This is a genomic window from uncultured Allobosea sp. (assembly GCF_945957345.1).
In the GTDB taxonomy this organism is placed as follows: Bacteria; Pseudomonadota; Alphaproteobacteria; order Rhizobiales; family Beijerinckiaceae; genus Allobosea.
This window is the reverse complement of record NZ_CAMFKW010000008.1, coordinates 77,799-98,087: the sequence shown is the minus strand read 5'-3', so window position 1 is coordinate 98,087 and position 20,289 is coordinate 77,799. Positions and strand designations below refer to the sequence as shown.

The following is a 20,289-nucleotide window of genomic DNA, read 5'->3' as shown; positions in this document are numbered from 1 at the left end:
ATAGCCGGCTTCAACCCGGCTCCTCAGGAAACAGTTCCGCCAGGGCCTCCTGAACCAGCAGACGCGTGACCCTGCGACCGCGTTCCAGCGCCAGCCGGTCGAGCCGGTCGACGACCTGTCGCGCGGCGGCGAAGGAGCGTTCCATCCGCATGGCTAGAGCGTCGATCACGGCGATGTCGACCACGAGCTGGCGGTCGATGAAGAGCTTGACCAGCAGCGCCCGCAGCAGCCCGTCATCCGGAGGCTCGATCGTCGCAGCCGGCGCCAGCCGGAGCCGCGAGAGCAGGTCCGGCACGCTCAGACCCCAGAGATCGGGCGGTCGCCTTGCCGTCAGCAGTAGCGAACCGCCGCGCGCCTTGATCGCGTTCATCAGATGGAACAGGGCGTGCTCGTCGAGGGCGCCCGCATCGCAATCCTCGATCACCAGCGCGCCGCCGGAAACGAGATGCGGCACCTGCGCCTCATTCAATTCCTTGGCGGGAATCGTCCAGGCATGGGCGGCGCGCGCCCAGATGGCGGCGAGATGGGTCTTGCCGGCGCCTTCCGGCCCAGTGAGGCGCAGCCAGGCCTCGGGCCAGGCCGGCCAGCGCTCGATGAGGCCATAGGCGGCCTCGTTGGAAGCGCCGACGAGGAAATCCTCGACGCCATGGCGGCTGTCGACCGGGAGATCGAAGGCAAGCTGACGCGGACGCGGGGGCAACTCGGACATCGACAACTCAGCGCTCGATATCGATCGTCACGTCGATCTTTTTCGGCTGCGGATGGATGCCGCGATAGAGGTTGCTGGCGAGATATTGCCCGAGTGCGAAGCGGCAGAGCACGCCGATCACCGCAGACAACGGCACTGCCAGCAGCAGGCCGACGAAGCCGAACAGCGAGCCGAAGGCGAGCAGCGCGAACATCAGCCAGACCGGGTGCACGCCGATGGAATCGCCAACGAATTTCGGCTGGAAGATGTTTCCTTCGAGGAACTGTCCGGCGAGAAAGACGCCGAGCGTCGCCAGCGGCCAGGTCCAGTCCGGCCAGAACTGCACTGTCGCGACGCCGACCGAGAGCACGAGCCCGGTCAGCGAACCGACATAAGGGATGAAGGAGAGGAGGCCCGAGATGATGCCGATGAGCGCGCCGAAATTGACGCCGATGATGCTGAGGCCGATCGCATAGAAGCCGCCGAGCAGCACGCAGACCAGCGCCTGCCCGCGCAGGAAGCCGGCGATCGCCATGTCCATCTCGTGGAGCAGGCCGCGGATGGTGTCGCGATGGTCGCGCGGCAGCCAGCTATCGACGGTCGCGACCATGCGGTCCCAGTCGACCAGCAGGTAGAAGGCGATGACCGGCGTCAGCACCAGAAGCGAGAAAACCCCGACGATGGCGGTGCCGCCGCTCCAGAGCGATTGCAGCAGGCCGCCGACCCATTTCATGCCGTCGCCGACAAGATTGCCCAGCGAGTTCTGCGCTTCCTTGGTGAGATCGGTACCACCGAAGCGCTCGAGCCAGGGCGCACCCTTCTCCAGCACCAGAGCCTGAAGCTTGGCTGCATCACCCGGCAGGCGGGCGACGAGGCCGGCCAGTTGCTGTCCGAGCAGGGGCGCCAGCAGCACCAGTGCCAGCACGAAAATGAGCAGGAAGACCACGAGGATGACGATCGTCGCCGCCAGCCGGTTCATGCCCATGCGCTCCAGCCGGTCGGCGAGCGGATCGAGCAGATAGGCCAGCGCCAGCGCCGCGATGAAGGGCAGCAGAACGTCCCGCAACACCACCAGGAACAGGATGAAGACAAGAAGGGAGCCAACCCAGAAGCCGATCTGGCGCTGCAACGTCATCGATCAGCCTCTCTCGCGTCTTACAGTCGGCGGAACCTGTCAGATGTGCATCGGGGCCTGCGGTTCCAAGCCACTCGGGCGGATAGAGCCCCCGTCAACCTGCCATATGGCGCAGCCAGAAGGCGAGATAGGCCGTCATCGAGGCGACCGTCAACAGAGCGACAAGGAGTTCACAGGCCAGCGCGACCGACCCAAGTTCGATGCCGAAGGCGCGCGAGCCCAGCCCCAGCGCCGCGAACGCGATCTGGGCAGCGGTGTTGAGCTTGCTGACGACGATGGGCGCGATCGCCAGCGGCTTGCCGAGCAGCCATGACAGGATCACGGCCGCCACGATCATCAGGTCACGCGCGACGACGAGCACGACGAGCCAGACCGGGATCGCGCCGACGACGGCGAGCGTAATGTAGATCGAGACGATCAAGGCCTTGTCGGCAGCCGGATCGAGCCAGGCGCCGAGTTCGCTCGCCATGCCGCAACGCTTGGCCAGGAAGCCATCGACCGCATCCGAGATGCCGGCGACGACGAACAGGATGAAGGCCGTCTCCCAGTTCGCGCCGGCGATCATGACGATGACCAGCGGCACCAGGAACAGGCGACCGATGGTGATCAGGTTGGGGATCGTCATGGCGACAGTGTCGCGCGAACCGCCGGAAAGACCAATGCTCCTCCGTCTGAGCCCCCGTGCCCGGCCGGAATGGCGCGTTTCCGCCTGTGAGAAATCGCCAAAGCCGGCCCTGACACCTTGCCATGGCGGGCGCGCTTGCCTATCGCTCCCGCGAGCACGCAAGGAAGGCGAAACGCAATGAGCAAGCCCGGCGCAAACGGACTGACCTATGCGCAGGCAGGCGTCGATATCGATGCCGGCAATGCCATGGTCGACGAGATCAAGCCGCTGGTGCGCGCGACGCGCCGGCCGGGCGCGGACGCCGAGATCGGCGGCTTCGGTGGATTGTTCGACCTGAAGGCCGCCGGCTTCAACGACCCGATCCTGGTCGCGGCCAATGACGGCGTCGGCACCAAGGTCAAGATCGCGATCGAAAGCGGGTTGCACGCGACGATCGGCATCGACCTCGTCGCGATGTGCGTCAACGACCTGATCGTACAGGGCGCCGAGCCCCTGCTCTTCCTCGACTATTACGCCACCGGCAAGCTCGACCCGAAGGTCGGCGTCGAGATCGTGCGCGGCATCGCCGATGGCTGCCGCCAGGCCGGCTGCGCGCTGATCGGCGGCGAGACCGCCGAGATGCCCGGCATGTATGCCGAGAAGGATTACGACCTCGCCGGCTTCGCCGTCGGCGCGGCCGAACGCGGCACGCTGTTGCCGCGCGAGGATCTGAGGCCCGGCGACGTGGTGTTCGGCCTGCCCTCCTCCGGCGTGCATTCGAACGGCTATTCGCTCGTGCGCCGCATCGTCGCTTTGAGCGGCCTCGGCTGGGATGCGCCCGCCCCCTTCGCCCCCGAGAAGAGCCTCGCCGAAGCCCTACTGGAGCCGACCCGCATCTATGTGAAGCCGCTGCTGCAGGCGCTGAAGGCGACCGACGGCATCAAGGCGCTGGCGCATATCACAGGCGGCGGCTTCCCCGACAATATCCCGCGCGTCTTGCCGGACGGCCTCGGCGTCGCGCTCGACTTGGCCGAGATCCCGGTCCCGGCTGTGTTCGGCTGGCTCGCCAAGACCGGCGGCGTCGCCGAGCGCGAGATGCTGCGCACCTTCAACTGCGGCATCGGCATGATCGTCGCGGCTGAAGCCCATAAGGCGGACGAGGTGCTTGCCGCGCTGAAGGCCGCCGGCGAGGCGCCGGTGAAGCTCGGCGAAATCGTGCCGGTTGCGGCCGGCGAGGAGCAGGTCAGCTATCGCGGCAAGCTTCCGCTGTGAGCACCGCCCTTCCCCGCAAGCGCGTCGGGGTGCTCATCTCCGGGCGCGGTTCCAACATGGTCTCGCTGGCGGAAGCGGCGCAGGCGTCGGGCTATCCGGCGCAGATCGCGCTCGTCATCTCGAACATTCCCGATGTCGCCGGACTCGACCGGGCGCGCGGCTTCGGCATCGCCACCGCGACCGTCGATCACCGCCCCTTCGGCAAGGACCGCGAGGCCTTCGAGCGGGCGGTCGACGAGTTGCTGCGGGTGAACCAGATCGACCTGCTCGTGCTGGCCGGCTTCATGCGCATCCTGACGCCCTGGTTCGTGGCGCGCTGGGAAGGGCGGATGATCAATATCCACCCGTCGCTGCTGCCCTTGTTCAAGGGCACGCATACGCATCAGCAGGCGCTTGAAGCCGGCGTTTCCGAGCATGGCTGCTCGGTGCATTTCGTCGTGCCGGAGCTCGATGCCGGGCCGGTGATCCTGCAGGCGAAGGTGCCGGTCCTGCCCGGCGACGACGAGGAGACGCTGGCGAAGCGCGTCCTCGTCGAGGAGCACAAGCTCTACCCGGCGGCGCTGGCGGAGGTTGCCTCCGGCCGGGCGAGGCTGGAAGGCGGGGCCGTCATCCGCGGCTGAGCCGCGCTGTCGCCCTCGCGCTTGCAGCGCTCCCACTCCTCCTTCGCCTTCTCCTCTTCCTTCTGCCAGCGGCGGAAGAGATCGGCACGGCGAGCCGGATAGCGCTCCTCCAGCGCGACCAGGCCGGTCAGGCGGTCGGTGCGGAAATGGCGGAAGGCCTGACGGAGCTCGCACCAGGCGATGACGATGCGGACACGCTCGTAGAAGGTCATGCCGATCGGCCAGATCATGCGCTGCGTCGCCTGGCCGCTCTCGTCGCTATAGTGGATCGAGAGCTTGCGACCGTTGCGGATGGCAGCACGCACCGCCGCGACATCGACCTGATCGGCCTGCACGTCGCCGGGATGCGAGGCCGCGAACAGAGCGCCGTCGAGCAGGATCGGCCGCAGATGCGGCGGCAGCACCGCCGCGACCTTGCTGACGACATCCTCGGCGGCGCGCGCCAGCACGGGGTCGGCGCGCTCGCTCAGCCAGCGCATGCCGACCAGCACGGCCTCGATCTCGTCGGGCGAGAGCATCAGTGGCGGCAGGTCGAAGCCTGCGTCGAGGACGTAGCCGATGCCGGCCTCGCCGCGCACGGGTACACCCTGGCGCACCAGGGCGCCGATGTCGCGGTAAACAGTGCGAACGGAGACATCTAGCTCGGAAGCCAGCGTCTCTGCCGTCACGGGGCGCCTGCGGCGACGCAGGCTCTGAATCATGTCGAGCAATCGTTCAGCGCGCTGCACGGCGGCGTCTCCCCACTCGTCTCCCGGCCCAGCACCCATGCCGTTCGACCGGAACGATCGAACGGGCTGTGATGTGGACCTGCGGCAGAATGGCTCAGCCGCGCTGACAGCTTCTGTCAGGAGTCTGTCAGCAGCAAGGCGCTTTGTCCCGAGAGGGTCGAGCCGGCAAGCCGGCTCGGCCGTCAGCTCAGAACGGACGCTTCAGCTTGCACTGATCGATGAACTGCAGGCCCTTCTGGCGGGCCGTGTCGTTGAAATAGCCGGTGTCGCGGAAGGCCTGGATCTCGTCCTTGGTCATCGCGTTGACCGTGCCCTTCGCGTAGCAGCTGCAAGGGGTGTGGACCGCCTCGCGCGTCGTGCCCATCAGCTGCGATTGCGTGATCAGGCAGGCGTCGAAGGCGCGCAGCTGGATCATGTAGGGGGTCAGGTTCTTCGCCGTCGGATCCGGCGGCGGCAAGGTCGTCGAGCTGCTTGCGGCATAGGCCGAAACACTCGCCAGAATCGACAGTCCACCGGCCAGAACGACCGCACCCATCCGCCGCATCTTCATGACTTCGCCTGCCCTTCGAGAACGAGCGCATCGAAGACCACGATGCCGAGCCCGTGCTCCGGCATGGTCATAGAGCGGGCCGCAGGTCAAGAGGCCAAGCCGGGCGGGATTGCCGATTTCATGAGCGGTGCGGCTGCCGCGCCAGTGCTGCGACCCACCTACACCCATTTGGGGGTTGCTGCGCCGATAGCCGATCGCGTCAAGCTTCCGAACGGAAGCAGCGGTCCTCGCGCCCGACGGCGCTCCGACCGCCAGCTGGTCACGGTACGATATGATGGACGATCCCGAGCGAGACAAGGACAAGGCGGGAAGCAGGGCCGTGGGCCTGCTGCTCCTGGGCGGCATCACCGTGACGATGACAGCGTGGATCGTCTTTCTGGGCTGGGCGGCCTGGTTGCTCCTGGGAGACGGCTAGATCGCCACGACGCGTCGTCTCCGGTCACCCTAACGATCCATTTCCATAGCCCGGTATGAGCTCTTTCCGAAAACGCGCTCCGCTTTCGGGCTGCGGCTCTAGTCGAAGTCGATCTCGGGCGCGCGCTCGACCAATTCGAGAAAGATGGCTGCGCAAAGCAGCCAGAGGATCGCCAGTTCCATGATCGCCGCTCCTTCTGGAGGGCCTTTTCGACCGAGTTCCTGGCCCGCGATCATTCTCCCCATCCTCGATGAATACGCTGTATTCAAAACCACCTGTCGTCGCATCCGATCTCGATCTCGCGGACCGCCTGCCTAGCGTCGCCGCATCGCAGACTCTCGTCTGGATTTCGCAGCCCGACTGCTTCATGAGGCAACCGGCCAAATCGAAGGTGAGATGATGAGCGAACACAGCCAGCTCTGGCGAGCGCCCCTGCAAGGCGGCGGCCGCTGGCAGTACGAGGGCCGCGTTCGAATCGGCCACGGGACGTGGGTCGGCAGAGGTACCGACGGCCTGAAAAAAAGCGGTGTCACGGTCAGCGGCGCCATAGCCTCGGGACGCGGCAACTCCAAGGTCGTGGTTCAGATCGGCCCGGAAGACTTCGCCGATCTCGCGCGGGCGATGTGCGTCGAGAACCGGGAAGCCGCCATAATGGCGTTCTCGAAAGCGATCCTCGAATTCATCGGCCCCGAAAGCCCCCCGCCCGAGGCCGAACCTTCCGAGGCTCGCTAAAACCAGCGCCAACCCGGCACCTTCCCTCCACGGTGGAGATCCGTGGGATCGCTATTCCGGATAGGCCGTCTCCTCCGAGCGCTCGACGCGCCTAGTCTGGTCGCGCTTCCAATCGCGATCCGCCGTCATCAGGCAGTTGGCATATCCATCCGTTCCGCGGCTGAAGCCGTAGCTGTCGCAATTGGCTTCATCACGCGAGCGACGATCGCCCTGGCCGGCGCAGCCGGCGGAGAGCAAAGCGAGGGTGAGGACAATGGTTTTCCGCATACCACGAAGCGTGAACCGGCAGCCGGGCGAAAAAGTGACCGCCTCCGCGAAAGAGCCTCGAACCCTGCGACGCCGTCGACCGCCGGCTCACGCAGAAACCAGAACGCCCCGAGAATCGACGCCGAGTAAAAGGTTCCGAAAGATCAACTGCTTGAAAATACTGAAGATAACGAAATGGGAACCTTAACCGCGCATTAAACCTCGTCCGCCAGATTGCAGGCATCGCTTATCGAAGACGCCGTCGCGTCGGAGTTCTGGATCATGCGTTGCGTTGCGTATCTGGCTGGTCTTGCGACCTGCCTCGCCCTTTTGCTGCCGGGCCAGGCCAAGGCCCAGTCGAAGGACTACTCGACCCTGACCTCGCCCCAGTCGGCGCAGAACTGGTACCTCACGCTGGGCGCCGGCGTGCGCTACCAGCCCGACTATACCGGCTCGGATGACTACGTTTTCCGGGCGCGCCCGATCATCTCGCTGGGCAAGGGCCTGAAGAGCACCTGGTGGAGTGCCGAGGACGACGCCATGCTCAGCATCGGCGTGTTCTCCGGCCAAGGCTGGCGCATCGGCTTCTCGGGCGACCTGCTGTGGAAGCGCTCGGCCAAGGTCAATCCCGCCCTCGTCGCCGTGCCCGCGACCAAGTTCGGCGCCGAAGCCGGCGGCTTCGCCGAGTTCTACCCGACATCCTGGCTGCGCGGCCGCGTCGATGTGCGCCGCGGCATTGTCGCGCATGACGGCATCGTCGCCGATTTCAAGCTGGATGCCTTCTCGACGCTCGGCCCCTGGACGCTCGGCATCGGCCCACGCATGCGGATCGCCTCCGCCGACTATGTCCGGACCTATTTCGGCACCGGCGGCGCCATGCCCGGCACGGGCGGCCTGCTGCAGCGCTTCAATGCCGGCGTCCACAGCTACGGCGCCCTGGCGCAGGTGACCTATAGCTGGTCGGACCAGCTCAAGACGACGGCCTATGTCGAGTACAAGCGCCTCGTCGGCGATGCCACGCGCTCCCCGATCGTCAGGCCCTTCGGCTCGCGCGATTCGCTCACCTTCGGCCTGTCGGCGAGCTACTCGTTCGACACGGGATCGAACTACTCCTTCGGGCTCTAAGGAGCCGCGACGTCGCGGCGGGAACTTCCCCAGCCGCGGCGCGCAACCGACCAAAAGAAAAGGCGGGCCGGAAACCGGCCCGCCTTTCGCTTATTCAGCAGGCGGCTGAAATCAGCCGACGATCTCGTTGCCCGAGAAGAACTGCGCGATCTCGATCGCGGCCGTCTCCGGCGCGTCCGAGCCGTGCACGGTGTTCTCGCCGACCGAGAGGGCGAAGAGCTTGCGGACGGTGCCCTCGGCAGCGTTGGCCGGGTTGGTGGCGCCCATCACTTCGCGATACTTGGCAATGCCGTCCTCGCCTTCCAGAACCTGCACGATCACCGGGCCGGAGGTCATGAACTCGACGAGCTCGCCGAAGAACGGACGGGCCGAGTGCACGGCATAGAAGGTCTCGGCCTGGGCCTTGGTCATCTGGATGCGCTTCTGCGCGACGATGCGCAGGCCAGCCTTCTCGATGACCGCGTTGACCGCGCCGGTGAGATTGCGCTTCGTCGCGTCGGGCTTGAGAATGGAGAAGGTACGCTGGACAGCCATCGATCGATCCTTGGAACGGGTACGGAAAAGGAAATGCGGCGCGCTTATAGCTGCCGCCTTCGCACCCCACAAGGCTCGTGCGCAGGGCCGTCATGCCCGGAATCGATGAGCCGGCAGATCAATTCGATGCTAGATTGAGGCGTTGACGACGAGGAGCCTGCCTATGCTGCTCATTGGTCTCGCCTTCGCCAGTTGCCTGGCGCTGCTGTGTCAAATCCTGTCCGTGACACCCGATTCCATTACCGGGGATTGCAGGGGCAACCAGCCCCCGCCCTCGGGCGGCGTCGCTGCGTTCTGAACGGCGCCACAGGCGCCATCCTTCCGGGTGCCGAGAGTGGCCTCAGTGCCGCGTGAGGAAAGCACGTGCCTCGCGCAGGGCTGAAGCGATCTGGTCGCGGTCCATTTCGAGCGCCAGCTCCTGGCGGTGCGCCGCTGCACGGGCACAGCCACGGGCAAAGGCGACGTTGAACCACATCTGCGCCTTGACCAGGTCGACGGCTCCTGCCCGCCCCGAAGCATGCATCAGGCCCAGTTCGTAATAGGCTTCCGCCGACACCTCCGCCGGAATCACCAGCGAAGCAGGAACAGCGCTCATCTCCATGCGTGCCATGACAAACCACCCTTTTGTCTTTGCGCCGGGCACCCGTCCAAAGGCCCCGGCTGATGCGTTTGAGAGTGGGTCCGATCTTTAAAATGCGTCCTAAATTTCGCGATGAATCGAGTCTCAACGAGACGTAATCAGCCGGTTAAATCAACAAAGGATTCATCTCGGAATCCTGAAAATCGACATGATTTCAATGACCTGATCTAACGTCACGAGCTTGCGCGTTGAGAATGGATTCACCTTGCGCTGCGGAAGCAGTGGAAACGTCTTCCGCAGCGGCAGCTTGGAGGCAAGCCAAATCCCGGATATGGTTCATATCTGAACCATGCAGACATAGCTGGTCGAACACGGGAGGAACGGATGCATCACGGAACCGGATGGAAGCTTGCAGCCTTCGCTGCGCTCGGGCTGCTGGGAAGCGTCTCGGCTGCGGCGGCTCAGGAAGTCGTCGGCACCTGGGAGCGCGACACCGGCGCCTCGCGCGTGCGCTTCACGAAATGTGGCGACGCGCTCTGCGGCTCGCTCTCGTGGCTCAAGGACGAGAAGGGTCCGGCCAAGGTCGGCCAGCGCATCTTCTACGACATGAAGCCGAACGGCACGAACAAGTGGAGCGGCAGCGCCTTCAACCCCGAGGACGGCAAGACCTATTCGGGCACGATGACGCTCTCGGGCAGCACGTTGACGACCGCCGGCTGCGTCATGGGCGGCCTGATCTGCCGCTCGGTGAAGTGGAACCGGATGAATTGAGGGTTTCTTCCTTCTCCCCTCGGGGGAGAAGGTGTCTGCGAAGCAGACGGATGAGGGCCATCAGCGCTACTCTTCCCTCATCCGTCAGCGCTTCGCGCTGCCACCTTCTCCCCCGAGGGGAGAAGGAAGGCGGATCAACGCGCCTTCTGACCGAAGAGGATCGCCTTTTCCTCGGGCGTGCTGATGCCGGCGGGGTTGCGCAGCTCCTCGCCGACCTTGACGCCGCGTTGCACGGCGGGCCGCGCCATCATCGTCTCCAGCCAACGCGCGACATGCGGGAACTGCTTGAGGTCCTGGCCCTGGCGTTCCCAGCCGCGGGCCCAGCCGATGCAGGCCATGTCGGCGATCGAGTAATCGCCGCAGATGTAGTCACGGCCTTCGAGGCGCTTGTTCAGCACGCCGTAGAGGCGGTTGGCTTCGTTGGTGTAGCGCTCGATCGCATAGGACACCTTCTCAAGCGCGTAGATGCGGAAATGATGGGTCTGGCCGAGCATCGGGCCGAAGCCGCCCATCTGCCAGAACAGCCACTCGTCGACCTCGACGCGGCCACGCTCGTCCTTCGGATAGAACTGGCCGGTCTTGCGGCCGAGATATTGCAGGATAGCGCCTGATTCGAAGACCGAGATCGGCTTGCCGCCCGGCCCGTCGGGATCGACGATCGCGGGCATGCGGTTGTTCGGGGAGATCGCCAGGAAGTCCGGCTTGAACTGGTCGCCCTTGCCGATATTCACCGGGACGATGGTGTAGGGCAGCCCGGTCTCTTCGAGCATGATCGTGATCTTGAAGCCGTTCGGCGTCGGCCAGTAGTAGAGGTCGATCGGCTTGGCGGGGGCTTCGGACATCGGTCGCTTCCTTTCAGGCGGGAGGCCTCGCCCCGAAACCTAGGAAGCATCCGAAAGGCCCGGAAGGGGGTACGGCCCGCTTTCGACGCGACCGCGCCATGCCCTCACGGCGTGCTCGCTCAGAGCGAGAGCGCCATCTTGAAGCCCTCGTGGCTCTGCTGAAAGCCGAGGCTATTGTAGAAGCGATGCGCATCTGGCCGGGCCTTGTGCGAGGTCAGCTCGACGAGGCCGACACCCTTCTCCGCCGCGAAGGCGATCGCATGGCGCATCATGATCGCGCCGATGCCCTGGCCCCGGCATTCCGGCGCGACATGGACGCTCTCGATCTTGGCGCGGATGCGCCCGCGCTCGGCCATGCCCGGCAGGACGGTGATCTGGTAGGTGCCGACCACCTTGCCCTCCAGCTCGGCGACGAAGAGCGCGTTGTAGGGATTGGCCGCGATCACGTCGAAGGCGCTGAGATAGACCGGATCCTGCGCCTCGGTCGCGATCTGCTCGGGCGTGCGCTTCTGCACGGAGGCGCCATGCATGATGAGCGTCGCGACGCGCGGCACGTCCGCCCTGACCGCCTCGCGCATGCAGATCTCGGAAGCGTCGGTTTTCGTCATAGGCCCATCTCGTTCGTTGTTTGCCTGCGTCAGGCGACGAACAGCCGTTTCGCCATCAGCAGCGTGTTAGGCGTGTCGTCGCGTCCGTCGAAACGCGCCTGTCGCTGCAGGAAGAAGCCCATGCGCTCGTAGAAGGTGATGGCCGGCTCGTTCTGGCTCTCGACCTCGAGCCGCGCCACGGGCGCCTCGGGAAAGCAAGCGAGCGCGACCTGCAGCAAGGTGCGGCCGATGCCGACGCCCTGCCGGTTCGGCAGGACATAGAGCCGCGTCAGCAGGGCAGCACCATCGCGCTCCTGCCGGGCGGAGGCCGTGGCGACGATCTCCTCGCCGACCAGCGCGACGAGGAAGACGCCCTCGCCGCGGCCTAGCTGCGCCTTGAGGTTCTCGAGGGAGTGCCAGGCATTGGTGATCTCGGCGACACGCTGCCAGCCGTAGATGCCGTCATAGGTGGCATGCCAGGTCTCGACCAAAAGCGCCCTGACCGCCGGAAGATCGGCGGCTTCGGCGTCGCGGATGACGAGATCGGCGGGCGTCACATGATCACTCGATGCCGAGCTTTGCTTTAAGAATCTCGTTCAGGGCCTGCGGGTTGGCCTTGCCGCCCGAGGCCTTCATGGCCTGGCCGACGAACCAGCCCAGCATGGTCGGCTTGGCCTTGACCTGCTCGACCTTGTCGGGGTTCGCCGCGATGATCTCGTCGACCGCCTTCTCGATGGCGCCGGTATCGGTGACCTGCTTCATGCCGCGGGTCTCGACGATCTCGCGCGGGTCGCCGCCCTCGGTCCAGACGATCTCGAACAGATCCTTGGCGATCTTGCCGGAGATGACGCCCTCGCCGATCAGGTCGACGAGGCCGCCAAGCTGGGCAGCCGAGACCGGCGAGGTCGTGACGTCCTTGCCTTCCTTGTTCAGGCGGCCGAACAATTCGTTGATCACCCAGTTGGCAGCGGCCTTGCCGTCGCGACCCTTGGCGACTTCCTCGAAATAATCGGCCTGATCGCGCTCGGCGACCAGCACCGAGGCGTCATAGGGCGAGAGCCCGTAGGTCGCGATGAAGCGAGCCTTCTTGGCGTCCGGCAGTTCCGGCAGCGCGCCCTTCAGGCTCTCGACGAAGGCGTCGTCGAATTCGAGCGGCAGCAAGTCCGGATCGGGGAAATAGCGGTAGTCATGCGCCTCTTCCTTGGAGCGCATCGAGCGGGTCTCGCCCTTGCCGGGATCGTAGAGGCGGGTTTCCTGGTCGATCGTGCCGCCATCCTCGATGATGCCGATCTGGCGGCGCGCCTCGGTGTCGACCGCCTGGCCGATGAAGCGGATCGAGTTGACGTTCTTGATCTCGCAGCGCGTGCCCAGCGGATCGCCCGGCTTGCGCACGGAGACGTTCACGTCGGCGCGGAGATTGCCCTTCTCCATATCGCCGTCGCAGGTGCCGAGATAGCGCAGGATGGTGCGCAGCTTGGAGACATAGGCCTTCGCCTCGTCCGCCGAGCGCAGGTCCGGCTTGGAGACGATCTCCATCAGCGCCACGCCCGAGCGGTTGAGGTCGACGAAGCTCATCGTCGGATGCTGGTCATGGATCGACTTGCCGGCATCCTGCTCGAGATGCAGGCGCTCGATGCCGACGGTAATCTGCTCGGTCGGCGAGAGATCGACGACGATCTCGCCCTCACCCACAATCGGGCTCTTGTACTGGCTGATCTGGTAGCCCTGCGGCAGGTCCGGATAGAAGTAGTTCTTCCGGTCGAAGACCGAGCGGTTGTTGATCTGCGCGTTCAGGCCGAGGCCGGTGCGCACCGCCTGCTTCACGCATTCGGCATTGATCACCGGCAGCATGCCGGGCATGGCGGCGTCGATGAGGCTGACATGCTCGTTCGGCTCGGCGCCGAAACCGGTCGAGGCGCCTGAGAACAGCTTGGCATTGGAGGTGACCTGGGCATGGATCTCCATGCCGATCACAATCTCCCAATCGCCGGTCGCGCCCTTGATCAGCTTCTTCGGGTCGGCGGGGCGGGCATGCGCGTTCATCTGGACTCTTCCGGCTGCTATATTCGCTTACGCGTTACGATGTCGGCGGGCGGGCGGCAAGCTTCCGTTGCGCCGGCACGGCACTCGCGAGCGGCGAAATCGGCCCGCCGCGTTGCGCTCCTGCAACCAGATGGCGGGAATGTGGCTTATGTGGCGCAATATCGCGCCTCTTGACGAGTGATGGTTCTTGACATTCGTCACTGGCCGCCCCTTCTTGCGCAAAATGCCGGAAACCCCCATTGGTTGTGCCGGCTCGTTACCCCGGAGTTCCGTCATGTCACGCAGCCGTTTCATCGGTCTGGTGCTCACCGCCGCCTTCACGTCGACCGCGCTCACCGCGTTCGACGCTGCCGCTCAGGGAGCCCCGCCAGCTCCTCCGGTTCAGGTCGCCAACCCGCTCGCCAAGCGCATCACCAACTGGGACGAGTATACCGGCCGCTTCGAGGCCAGTGATCAGGTCGAGGTGCGCGCCCGCGTCTCCGGCTTCATCGACAGCGTCCATTTCAGCGACGGCGCGCTCATCCAGAAGGGCGACCTGCTCTTTACCATCGATCAGCGGCCTTACAAACTGGCCGTCGACGTGGCTCGCGCAGACGTTGCCCGCGCCAAGGCGCAGGTCGAGCTCGCCCAGAACGAGGTCGAGCGCGCCGAGGGCCTGACGCAGAACCGCACGATCACGGCGCGCGACGTCGACCAGCGCCGCGCCAACCTGAACAGCGCGATCGGCACGCAGCAGGGCGCCGAGGCCACACTCAAGAATGCCCAGCTCAATCTCGAATGGACCGAGGTGCGCGCGCCGATCGCCGGCCGCATCTCGAACCGCCGCGTCGATCCGGGCAACCTGATCGCGGGCGGCCAGTCGGGCGCCTCGCTGCTGACGACCATCGTCGCGGTCGATCCGATCTATTTCACCTTCGACGTCTCGGAAGCCGATTATCTGCGCTATGCGCGGATGAGCAATCCGCGCGACGGCGCCAGCAAGGATGCAGGAACCCCTGTGGAGGTGCGCCTCTCCGACGAGTCCAAATGGGGCCGCCGCGGCAAGGTCAACTTCCTCGACAACGCGCTCAATGCCCGCTCGGCGACGATCCGCGGCCGCGCGGTGTTCGAGAACAAGGACCAGTTCCTGACGCCCGGCGTCTTTGGCCGCCTGCGCTTCTTCGCGGGCGAATCCGATGCGCTGCTCGTGCCCGACACGGTGATCGCGTCCGATCAGGCCCATAAGATCGTGCTGACGGTCGGCCCCGAGAACAAGGTCGTGCCGAAGTCGGTGGTGCTCGGGCCACTCAGCGAGGGCCTTCGCGTGATCCGCTCCGGCCTGACGCCCGAGGACAAGGTGATCGTCGGTGGCAACGCCAATCCGATGGTCCGCCCGGGCGTTCCCGTGACGCCGCAGCCCGGCGAGATCAAGGTCGCGACGACCAACTGAGCGCCTGCCGCGCCGGCTCTCCCCGAAAGCCGGCGCATGCCTTTCGGGTCGTCTCCGGCCCGGTATTGAATCTCGGGCGCCACCGGGCGCCCGCCCGCCTTATTCCGGCCAGGACATCCCCATGTTCCGCTTCGCCCATTTCTTCATCGACCGGCCGATCTTCGCCACCGTGCTCTCGGTGCTGCTGACGATCGCCGGCGCCATCGCGCAGCGTTCGCTGCCGATCGCAGAATATCCCGAAATCGCGCCGCCCACGGTCTCGATCACCGCAACCTATCCCGGCGCCTCGGCCGAGACGGTCGCCGCCACGGTGGCGACGCCGATCGAGCAGGAGGTGAACGGCGTCGACGACATGCTCTACATCACATCGCAGTCGACCGGCGACGGGCGGGTGACGATCAATGTCGTCTTCAAGGGCGGTACCGATATCGACCAGGCACAGGTGCTGGTGCAGAACCGCGTCTCGCAGGCCGAGGCGCGTCTGCCGCAGGACGTGCGCGCGCTCGGTATCCAGGTGCGCAAGGCCTCGCCCGACTTCCTGATGGTCATCAACATGATCTCGCCGGACGGGTCGCGGGACGCGCAGTACATCTCCAACTACGCCTCGCTCTACGTGAAGGACGTGCTGACCCGCGTCGACGGCGTCGGCGACGTGCAGGTCTTCGGCGCACGCGACTTCTCGATGCGCATCTGGCTCGACCCGGCCAAGGTCGCAGCGCGTAACCTGACCGGCGGTGACGTCGTCGCCGCTTTGCGGGCCGCAAACGTGCAGGTCGCGGCCGGCGCGCTCAACCAGCCGCCGGCGAAGTCCGACGAGGCCTTCCAGCTCTCGGTCAACACGCTCGGCCGCCTGACGGACATCTCGGAATTCGAGAACATCGTCGTCCGCTCCGACGCCGATGGCGGCACGATCCGCGTGCGCGATATCGCGCGCGTCGAGCTCGGCTCGCAGGACTACACCACCAACGCCTATCTCGATAACAAGAACACGGTCGCCATCGGCGTCTTCCAGAGGCCGGGCTCGAACGCGCTCGCGACTTCGGACAAGCTGATCTCGACCATGGCCGAGATGGCCAAGCAGTTCCCGGTCGGCCTAGAGCACCGCATCATCTACAACCCGACCGAGTTCATCGGCGAATCTGTCGACGCAGTCGTGCACACGCTGCTCGAAGCGATCGTGCTCGTCGTGATCGTGGTCATCCTGTTCCTGCAGACTTGGCGCGCCGCCATCATCCCGATCGTCGCGATCCCGGTTTCGCTGGTCGGCACCTTCCTGGTGATGAGCGCGATCGGCATCTCCTTCAACACGATCTCGCTCTTGGCGCTGGTTCTCGCCATCGGCATCGTCGTCGACGACGCGATCGTCGTCGTGGAGAATGTCGAGCGCTATCTCGCCGAGGGGCTCACGCCCAAGGAAGCCGCGCACAAGACCATGGACGAGGTCGGCGGCGCGCTGCTGGCGATCGCGCTCGTGCTCTGTGCGGTGTTCATCCCGACAGCTTTCATCAGCGGCCTGCAGGGTACCTTCTACCAGCAGTTCGCGGTGACGATCGCGGCCTCGACGGCGATCTCCTGCTTCGTCTCGCTGACGCTTTCCCCAGCGATGTCGGCGGTGCTGCTGAAGGCGCACAAGAAGCATGACGAGCACGAGCAGCACGGCTTCTTCTACAAGCTCGGCGCGCCGGTCCGCTGGTTCTTCCATTACTTCAACGCCGGCTTCGACTGGTTGTCGCGCACCTATGGGCGCGTCACCTCGCGGCTGATCCGCATCGCGGTGATCCTTCTGATCGTCTATTCCGGCCTGATCGCGGCGACCGTCTGGGACATCCGCAGGACACCGACCGGCCTCGTGCCGCAGCTCGACCGCGGTTATTTCATCGCCGTGATCCAGCTGCCGCCCGGCTCCTCGCTGCAGCGTACGGACGACGTGCTGCGCAAGGCCAACGAGATCCTGCTGTCCCGCCCCGGCGTTGCGCATACCGTCGCCTTCGCCGGCCTCGACGGCGCGACCTTCACCATCGCGCCCAACACCGGCGTGGCCTTCGTGACGCTCGCCCCCTTCGCCGACCGCGTGAAGGCCGGGCTGACGACGCAGGGCATCTTCGCCGATCTCCGGCAGCAGATGTTCGGCATCTCGGAAGCCTTCACCCTGCTGATCGAACCGCCGGCAATTCCGGGCATCGGCACCGGCGGCGGCCTGAAGGGCTATGTGCAGGATCGCGGCGGGCGCGGGCTGACAGCGCTCGAAGGCGCGGCCTGGATCGTCGCCGGCTCGGCCGGGCAGGTCCCGGGCATCCAGCAGCCCTTCACGCTGTTCTCGACCAAGACGCCGCAGATCTACGCCGATATCGACCGCACCAAGGCGGAGATGCTCGGCGTGCCGGTGACGCGCATCTTCGAGACGCTGTCGATCTATATGGGCTCGGCCTATATCAACGACTTCAACCTGCTGGGCCGGACCTATCGCGTCACGGCGCAGGCGGACAACCCCTTCCGCCTGACCACGCGCGACGTCGCCAATCTCAAGACCCGCAACGCGGATGGCGAGATGGTGCCGATCGGTTCGATCGCGTCCTTCCACGACACGACCGGCGCCTATCGCGTGCCGCGCTACAACCTGTATCCGGCGGCGGAAGTGCAGCTCGCGATGGCGCACGGCTATTCGACCGGCCAAGGCATCGCGGCGGTCGAGAAGATCGCGGCGGAGCGGCTGCCGGCCGGCTTCGGCTTCGAATGGACCGAGATCGCGCTGCAGGAGAAGCTCGCGGGCAATACGGCGATCATCGCCTTCGGCCTTGCGGTGGTGTTCGTCTTCCTGCTGCTGGCGGCGCTCTACGAGAGCTGGCTCCTGCCGCTCTCGGTCATCCTTATCGTGCCGATGTGTATCCTGGCGGCAATGTTCGGGGTGAACTACGCCAACTTGGACCGCAACATCCTGGTCGATATCGGCCTGGTGGTGCTCGTCGGCCTCGCCGCGAAGAACGCGATCCTGATCGTCGAGTTCGCCAAGCAGGCGGAGGACGAGGGCATGCATCGCCGCGACGCGGCGATCGCTGCCGCCCGGACCCGCCTGCGGCCGATCCTGATGACCTCGATGGCCTTCATCCTCGGCGTGCTGCCGCTTACGATCTCGGTCGGCGCCGGCGCGGAGATGCGCCAGGCGATGGGCATCGCGGTGTTCTCCGGCATGCTGGGCGTGACCTTCTTCGGCCTGATCTTCACGCCGGTGTTCTACGTGATGGTGCGCTGGCTGGCGGATCTCGGCGGCAAGCGGCGCAAGGCGCAGGCTCAGCCGCCGGTGGCACCGACAGCGGCTCATTGAGGCCGCTGCACGCCACGACAGCCGATAATGAAAAGGGGCCGCTCAGCGGCCCCTTTTTCGTATCCCTCTATACAAGCACCGCCGTCCGAATTCGAGCGGGAAGCGGTCAGATCAGCCGCTTCGCCACCGCCCGGCAGACAAGTGCGAGGCCGGCGGCAACAACGGCTCCGATGGCTCGCGCAGCTGGATCGGGGATCGCCTCTCCCCGCAGGAGCTGGACAATGGTCAGCAGGATCATCAGCGCGACGACGACGGCGAATATGCCGGCAAGCGCCGTCAGACAGGCATAGGCCATAACGCGGCTGAAGATCATCGCCGTTTCCCTGGGAAAGTTGCCTACCCTAACGACCAAGGAAAGGGCCTGTCATCCCGGGCAAGCCAAGGGAGACCCGGGATCACGTCCGGGACGGTTCAGGCATGGCCCCCGGATCGACACGGCTTCGCCGCCTGTCCGGGGCAACCAGGGCGGTTCAAAGCGACCTCAGCAAAGCCGAAACCGGCTCAGCCCCACCAACGCTCGGAGACGGCGAAGCGGCCGGCCGCCTGTTCGATGACCTCGCCGAGCGAGAACAGCGTCTCCTCGTCGAAGGGGCGGCCGATGAGCTGCAGGCCCAGCGGCAGGCCCTGCGCGTCGAGGCCGGCAGGCACGGCGATGCCGGGGAGGCCCGCCATGTTCACCGTCACCGTGAAGACGTCGTTCAGATACATCTCGACGGGATCGGCCGAGCCCTTCTCGCCGATGCCGAAGGCGGCGGACGGCGTGGCAGGCGTCAGCACGGCATCGATGCCTTGCGCGTAGACCGTCTCGAAATCGCGCTTGATCAGGGTGCGGATCTTCTGCGCCCGGACGTAATAGGCGTCGTAATAGCCGGCCGAGAGCACATAGGTGCCGATCATGATGCGGCGCTTGACCTCGGCGCCGAAGCCCGCGGCTCGGGTCTTCTCGTACATCTCGACGATGTCCCTGCCCTGCTCACGCAGGCCGTAGCGGACGCCGTCATAGCGGGCGAGGTTCGAGGAGGCCTCTGCGGGAGCGACGATGTAATAGGCCGGCAAGGCGTATTTGGTATGCGGCAGCGAAATCTCGACGATCTCAGCGCCGGCGGCCCTCAGCCATTCGATACCCTGCTGCCAGAGCGCGTCGATCTCGGCGTTGAGGCCATCGAGACGGTACTCGCGGGGAATGCCGATCTTCATGCCCTTCACGGAGCGACCGACGGCCGCCTCGTAATCCGGCACGGCCATGTTCACCGAGGTGGTGTCCTTCGGATCATGGCCCGACATCGAGCGCAGCATCACGGCGGCGTCGCGTACCGTCTTGGCGATCGGCCCGGCCTGGTCGAGCGAGGAGGCGAAGGCGACCGTGCCCCAGCGCGAGCAGCGGCCATAGGTCGGCTTGATGCCGACCGTGCCGGTGAAGGCGGCCGGCTGGCGGATCGAGCCGCCGGTATCGGTCGCGGTCGCGGCAAGGCAGAGATCGGCGGCGACGGCCGAAGCTGAGCCACCGGACGAGCCGCCCGGCACGAGATGGTTGCCCTCGACGGCGCCACCAGCGCCGGAGCCGACATTGGAGCCCTTGCGGCGCCAGGGGTTCACGACATTGCCGAAAGCCGAGGTCTCGTTCGACGAGCCCATGGCGAATTCGTCGTTGTTGAGCTTGCCGAGCATCACCGCGCCGTCGCGCCAGAGCTGGCTCGTGACCGTCGATTCATAGGCTGGCACGAAATTGCCGAGGATGTTCGAGCAGGCGGTGGTGCGCACGCCCTGCGTCGCGAACAGGTCCTTGATGCCGAGCGGCAGGCCTTCGAGCGGGCCGGCTTCGCCCTTGGCGAGCTTCGCGTCGGAGGCAGCCGCCTGCTTCAGGGCATGCTCGGGGGTTTCCAGCACATAGGCGTTGAGGGCGCGGGCCTTCTCGACGGCGGCGATATGCGCCTTCGTCAGTTCGGTGGCGGAGAAGGTCTTGGCCTTGAGGCCGTCGCGGGCCTCGGTGAGCGTCAGGCGGGTGAGATCGGTCACGGGAGAGTTCCGGAATTTATCTGGTGGCAGAGGCCCGGATCGCAACGCGC

General features: G+C 65.8%; 23 protein-coding genes. 8 read left to right on the top strand and 15 right to left on the bottom strand.

Annotation, left to right across the window (positions count from 1 at the left end; genetic code table 11):
• Positions 1-10 precede the first annotated feature (10 nt).
• From Q0Q36_RS06170 to Q0Q36_RS06160, 3 genes are all read right to left on the bottom strand, one after another.
• The gene (locus tag Q0Q36_RS06170; RefSeq protein ID WP_293796453.1) at positions 11-709 is read right to left on the bottom strand and encodes a hypothetical protein; all 699 of its coding nucleotides are present in this window, start codon (positions 707-709) and stop codon (positions 11-13) included.
• Positions 710-716: 7 nt separating this feature from the next.
• Positions 717-1,823, bottom strand: coding sequence for an AI-2E family transporter (locus tag Q0Q36_RS06165; RefSeq protein ID WP_293796452.1), 1,107 nt, complete (start codon positions 1,821-1,823; stop codon positions 717-719).
• 94 nt (positions 1,824-1,917) lie between these two features.
• On the bottom strand, positions 1,918-2,448 hold the full coding sequence (locus tag Q0Q36_RS06160; RefSeq protein WP_293796451.1) for a CDP-alcohol phosphatidyltransferase family protein: 531 nt from the start codon (positions 2,446-2,448) through the stop codon (positions 1,918-1,920).
• Positions 2,449-2,625: 177 nt separating this feature from the next.
• Here Q0Q36_RS06160 and purM point away from each other — a divergent pair, with 177 nt between their 5' ends.
• Both purM and purN read left to right on the top strand, forming a co-directional pair.
• Positions 2,626-3,699 carry a phosphoribosylformylglycinamidine cyclo-ligase gene (gene purM, locus Q0Q36_RS06155; protein ID WP_293796450.1) on the top strand — a complete coding sequence of 358 codons (1,074 nt, stop codon included), beginning with the start codon at positions 2,626-2,628 and terminating at the stop codon, positions 3,697-3,699.
• Complete coding sequence (gene purN, locus Q0Q36_RS06150) at positions 3,696-4,319, top strand: phosphoribosylglycinamide formyltransferase (RefSeq protein WP_293796449.1); 624 nt, start codon at positions 3,696-3,698, stop codon at positions 4,317-4,319. Before purM ends, purN begins: the two co-directional genes overlap by 4 nt.
• Here the strand turns inward: purN and Q0Q36_RS06145 are convergent.
• Both Q0Q36_RS06145 and Q0Q36_RS06140 read right to left on the bottom strand, forming a co-directional pair.
• Positions 4,247-5,047, bottom strand: coding sequence for a YafY family protein (locus Q0Q36_RS06145; RefSeq protein WP_293796446.1), 801 nt, complete (start codon positions 5,045-5,047; stop codon positions 4,247-4,249). The two genes, purN and Q0Q36_RS06145, sit on opposite strands and share 73 nt — an antisense overlap.
• 187 nt (positions 5,048-5,234) lie before the next feature.
• Positions 5,235-5,597, bottom strand: a complete 363-nt coding sequence (locus Q0Q36_RS06140) for a hypothetical protein (protein WP_142115313.1) — start codon at positions 5,595-5,597, stop codon at positions 5,235-5,237.
• Positions 5,598-5,868: 271 nt separating this feature from the next.
• Here Q0Q36_RS06140 and Q0Q36_RS06135 point away from each other — a divergent pair, with 271 nt between their 5' ends.
• Entirely contained in the window at positions 5,869-6,012 is a 144-nt protein-coding gene (locus Q0Q36_RS06135; protein WP_293796444.1) for a hypothetical protein, read from the top strand.
• 98 nt (positions 6,013-6,110) lie between these two features.
• On the opposite strand, the gene Q0Q36_RS06130 is transcribed toward Q0Q36_RS06135, so the two are convergent.
• A complete protein-coding gene (locus Q0Q36_RS06130; protein WP_293796443.1) occupies positions 6,111-6,248 on the bottom strand; it encodes a hypothetical protein in 138 nt (45 codons plus the stop codon).
• A gap of 160 nt (positions 6,249-6,408) precedes the next feature.
• Between Q0Q36_RS06130 and Q0Q36_RS06125 the strand changes: the two genes are divergently transcribed.
• Positions 6,409-6,744 carry a hypothetical protein gene (locus Q0Q36_RS06125; RefSeq protein ID WP_293796442.1) on the top strand — a complete coding sequence of 112 codons (336 nt, stop codon included), beginning with the start codon at positions 6,409-6,411 and terminating at the stop codon, positions 6,742-6,744.
• Between the two features lie 51 nt (positions 6,745-6,795).
• Here the strand turns inward: Q0Q36_RS06125 and Q0Q36_RS06120 are convergent, their stop codons facing one another.
• Positions 6,796-7,011, bottom strand: coding sequence for a hypothetical protein (locus tag Q0Q36_RS06120; RefSeq protein ID WP_293796441.1), 216 nt, complete (start codon positions 7,009-7,011; stop codon positions 6,796-6,798).
• Between the two features lie 261 nt (positions 7,012-7,272).
• On the opposite strand from Q0Q36_RS06120, the gene Q0Q36_RS06115 reads away from it, so the two are divergent.
• A complete protein-coding gene (locus Q0Q36_RS06115) occupies positions 7,273-8,115 on the top strand; it encodes a MipA/OmpV family protein (protein ID WP_293796439.1) in 843 nt (280 codons plus the stop codon).
• Positions 8,116-8,226: 111 nt separating this feature from the next.
• Here Q0Q36_RS06115 and ndk read toward each other — a convergent pair whose 3' ends face one another.
• Together ndk and Q0Q36_RS06105 are read right to left on the bottom strand one after the other, a co-directional pair.
• Positions 8,227-8,649, bottom strand: a complete 423-nt coding sequence (gene ndk, locus Q0Q36_RS06110) for a nucleoside-diphosphate kinase (RefSeq protein ID WP_293796436.1) — start codon at positions 8,647-8,649, stop codon at positions 8,227-8,229.
• A gap of 340 nt (positions 8,650-8,989) precedes the next feature.
• Complete coding sequence (locus Q0Q36_RS06105; RefSeq protein ID WP_248311519.1) at positions 8,990-9,259, bottom strand: hypothetical protein; 270 nt, start codon at positions 9,257-9,259, stop codon at positions 8,990-8,992.
• 354 nt (positions 9,260-9,613) lie between these two features.
• Between Q0Q36_RS06105 and Q0Q36_RS06100 the strand changes: the two genes are divergently transcribed.
• A complete protein-coding gene (locus Q0Q36_RS06100; protein ID WP_293796426.1) occupies positions 9,614-10,000 on the top strand; it encodes a DUF2147 domain-containing protein in 387 nt (128 codons plus the stop codon).
• Between the two features lie 134 nt (positions 10,001-10,134).
• Here the strand turns inward: Q0Q36_RS06100 and Q0Q36_RS06095 are convergent, their stop codons facing one another.
• The 4 genes from Q0Q36_RS06095 to gatB form a co-directional block, all read right to left on the bottom strand.
• A complete protein-coding gene (locus Q0Q36_RS06095; protein ID WP_293796424.1) occupies positions 10,135-10,842 on the bottom strand; it encodes a glutathione S-transferase N-terminal domain-containing protein in 708 nt (235 codons plus the stop codon).
• Positions 10,843-10,961: 119 nt separating this feature from the next.
• Positions 10,962-11,450 carry a GNAT family N-acetyltransferase gene (locus Q0Q36_RS06090; protein ID WP_293796423.1) on the bottom strand — a complete coding sequence of 163 codons (489 nt, stop codon included), beginning with the start codon at positions 11,448-11,450 and terminating at the stop codon, positions 10,962-10,964.
• A 29-nt stretch (positions 11,451-11,479) separates the two neighbouring features.
• Positions 11,480-11,986 carry a GNAT family N-acetyltransferase gene (locus tag Q0Q36_RS06085; RefSeq protein ID WP_293796420.1) on the bottom strand — a complete coding sequence of 169 codons (507 nt, stop codon included), beginning with the start codon at positions 11,984-11,986 and terminating at the stop codon, positions 11,480-11,482.
• A 4-nt stretch (positions 11,987-11,990) separates the two neighbouring features.
• Positions 11,991-13,472, bottom strand: coding sequence for an Asp-tRNA(Asn)/Glu-tRNA(Gln) amidotransferase subunit GatB (gene gatB / locus Q0Q36_RS06080; RefSeq protein ID WP_293796417.1), 1,482 nt, complete (start codon positions 13,470-13,472; stop codon positions 11,991-11,993).
• 274 nt (positions 13,473-13,746) lie between these two features.
• Here gatB and Q0Q36_RS06075 point away from each other — a divergent pair, with 274 nt between their 5' ends.
• Both Q0Q36_RS06075 and Q0Q36_RS06070 read left to right on the top strand, forming a co-directional pair.
• Positions 13,747-14,901: an efflux RND transporter periplasmic adaptor subunit gene (locus tag Q0Q36_RS06075; RefSeq protein WP_293796414.1), complete on the top strand. Its 1,155-nt coding sequence runs from the start codon at positions 13,747-13,749 to the stop codon at positions 14,899-14,901.
• A 121-nt stretch (positions 14,902-15,022) separates the two neighbouring features.
• Complete coding sequence (locus Q0Q36_RS06070) at positions 15,023-18,223, top strand: efflux RND transporter permease subunit (protein ID WP_293796412.1); 3,201 nt, start codon at positions 15,023-15,025, stop codon at positions 18,221-18,223.
• A 106-nt stretch (positions 18,224-18,329) separates the two neighbouring features.
• Here Q0Q36_RS06070 and Q0Q36_RS06065 read toward each other — a convergent pair whose 3' ends face one another.
• The gene (locus Q0Q36_RS06065) at positions 18,330-18,536 is read right to left on the bottom strand and encodes a hypothetical protein (RefSeq protein WP_293796410.1); all 207 of its coding nucleotides are present in this window, start codon (positions 18,534-18,536) and stop codon (positions 18,330-18,332) included.
• Between the two features lie 188 nt (positions 18,537-18,724).
• Entirely contained in the window at positions 18,725-20,239 is a 1,515-nt protein-coding gene (gene gatA, locus Q0Q36_RS06060; RefSeq protein WP_293796408.1) for an Asp-tRNA(Asn)/Glu-tRNA(Gln) amidotransferase subunit GatA, read from the bottom strand.
• Positions 20,240-20,289: the final 50 nt, after the last annotated feature.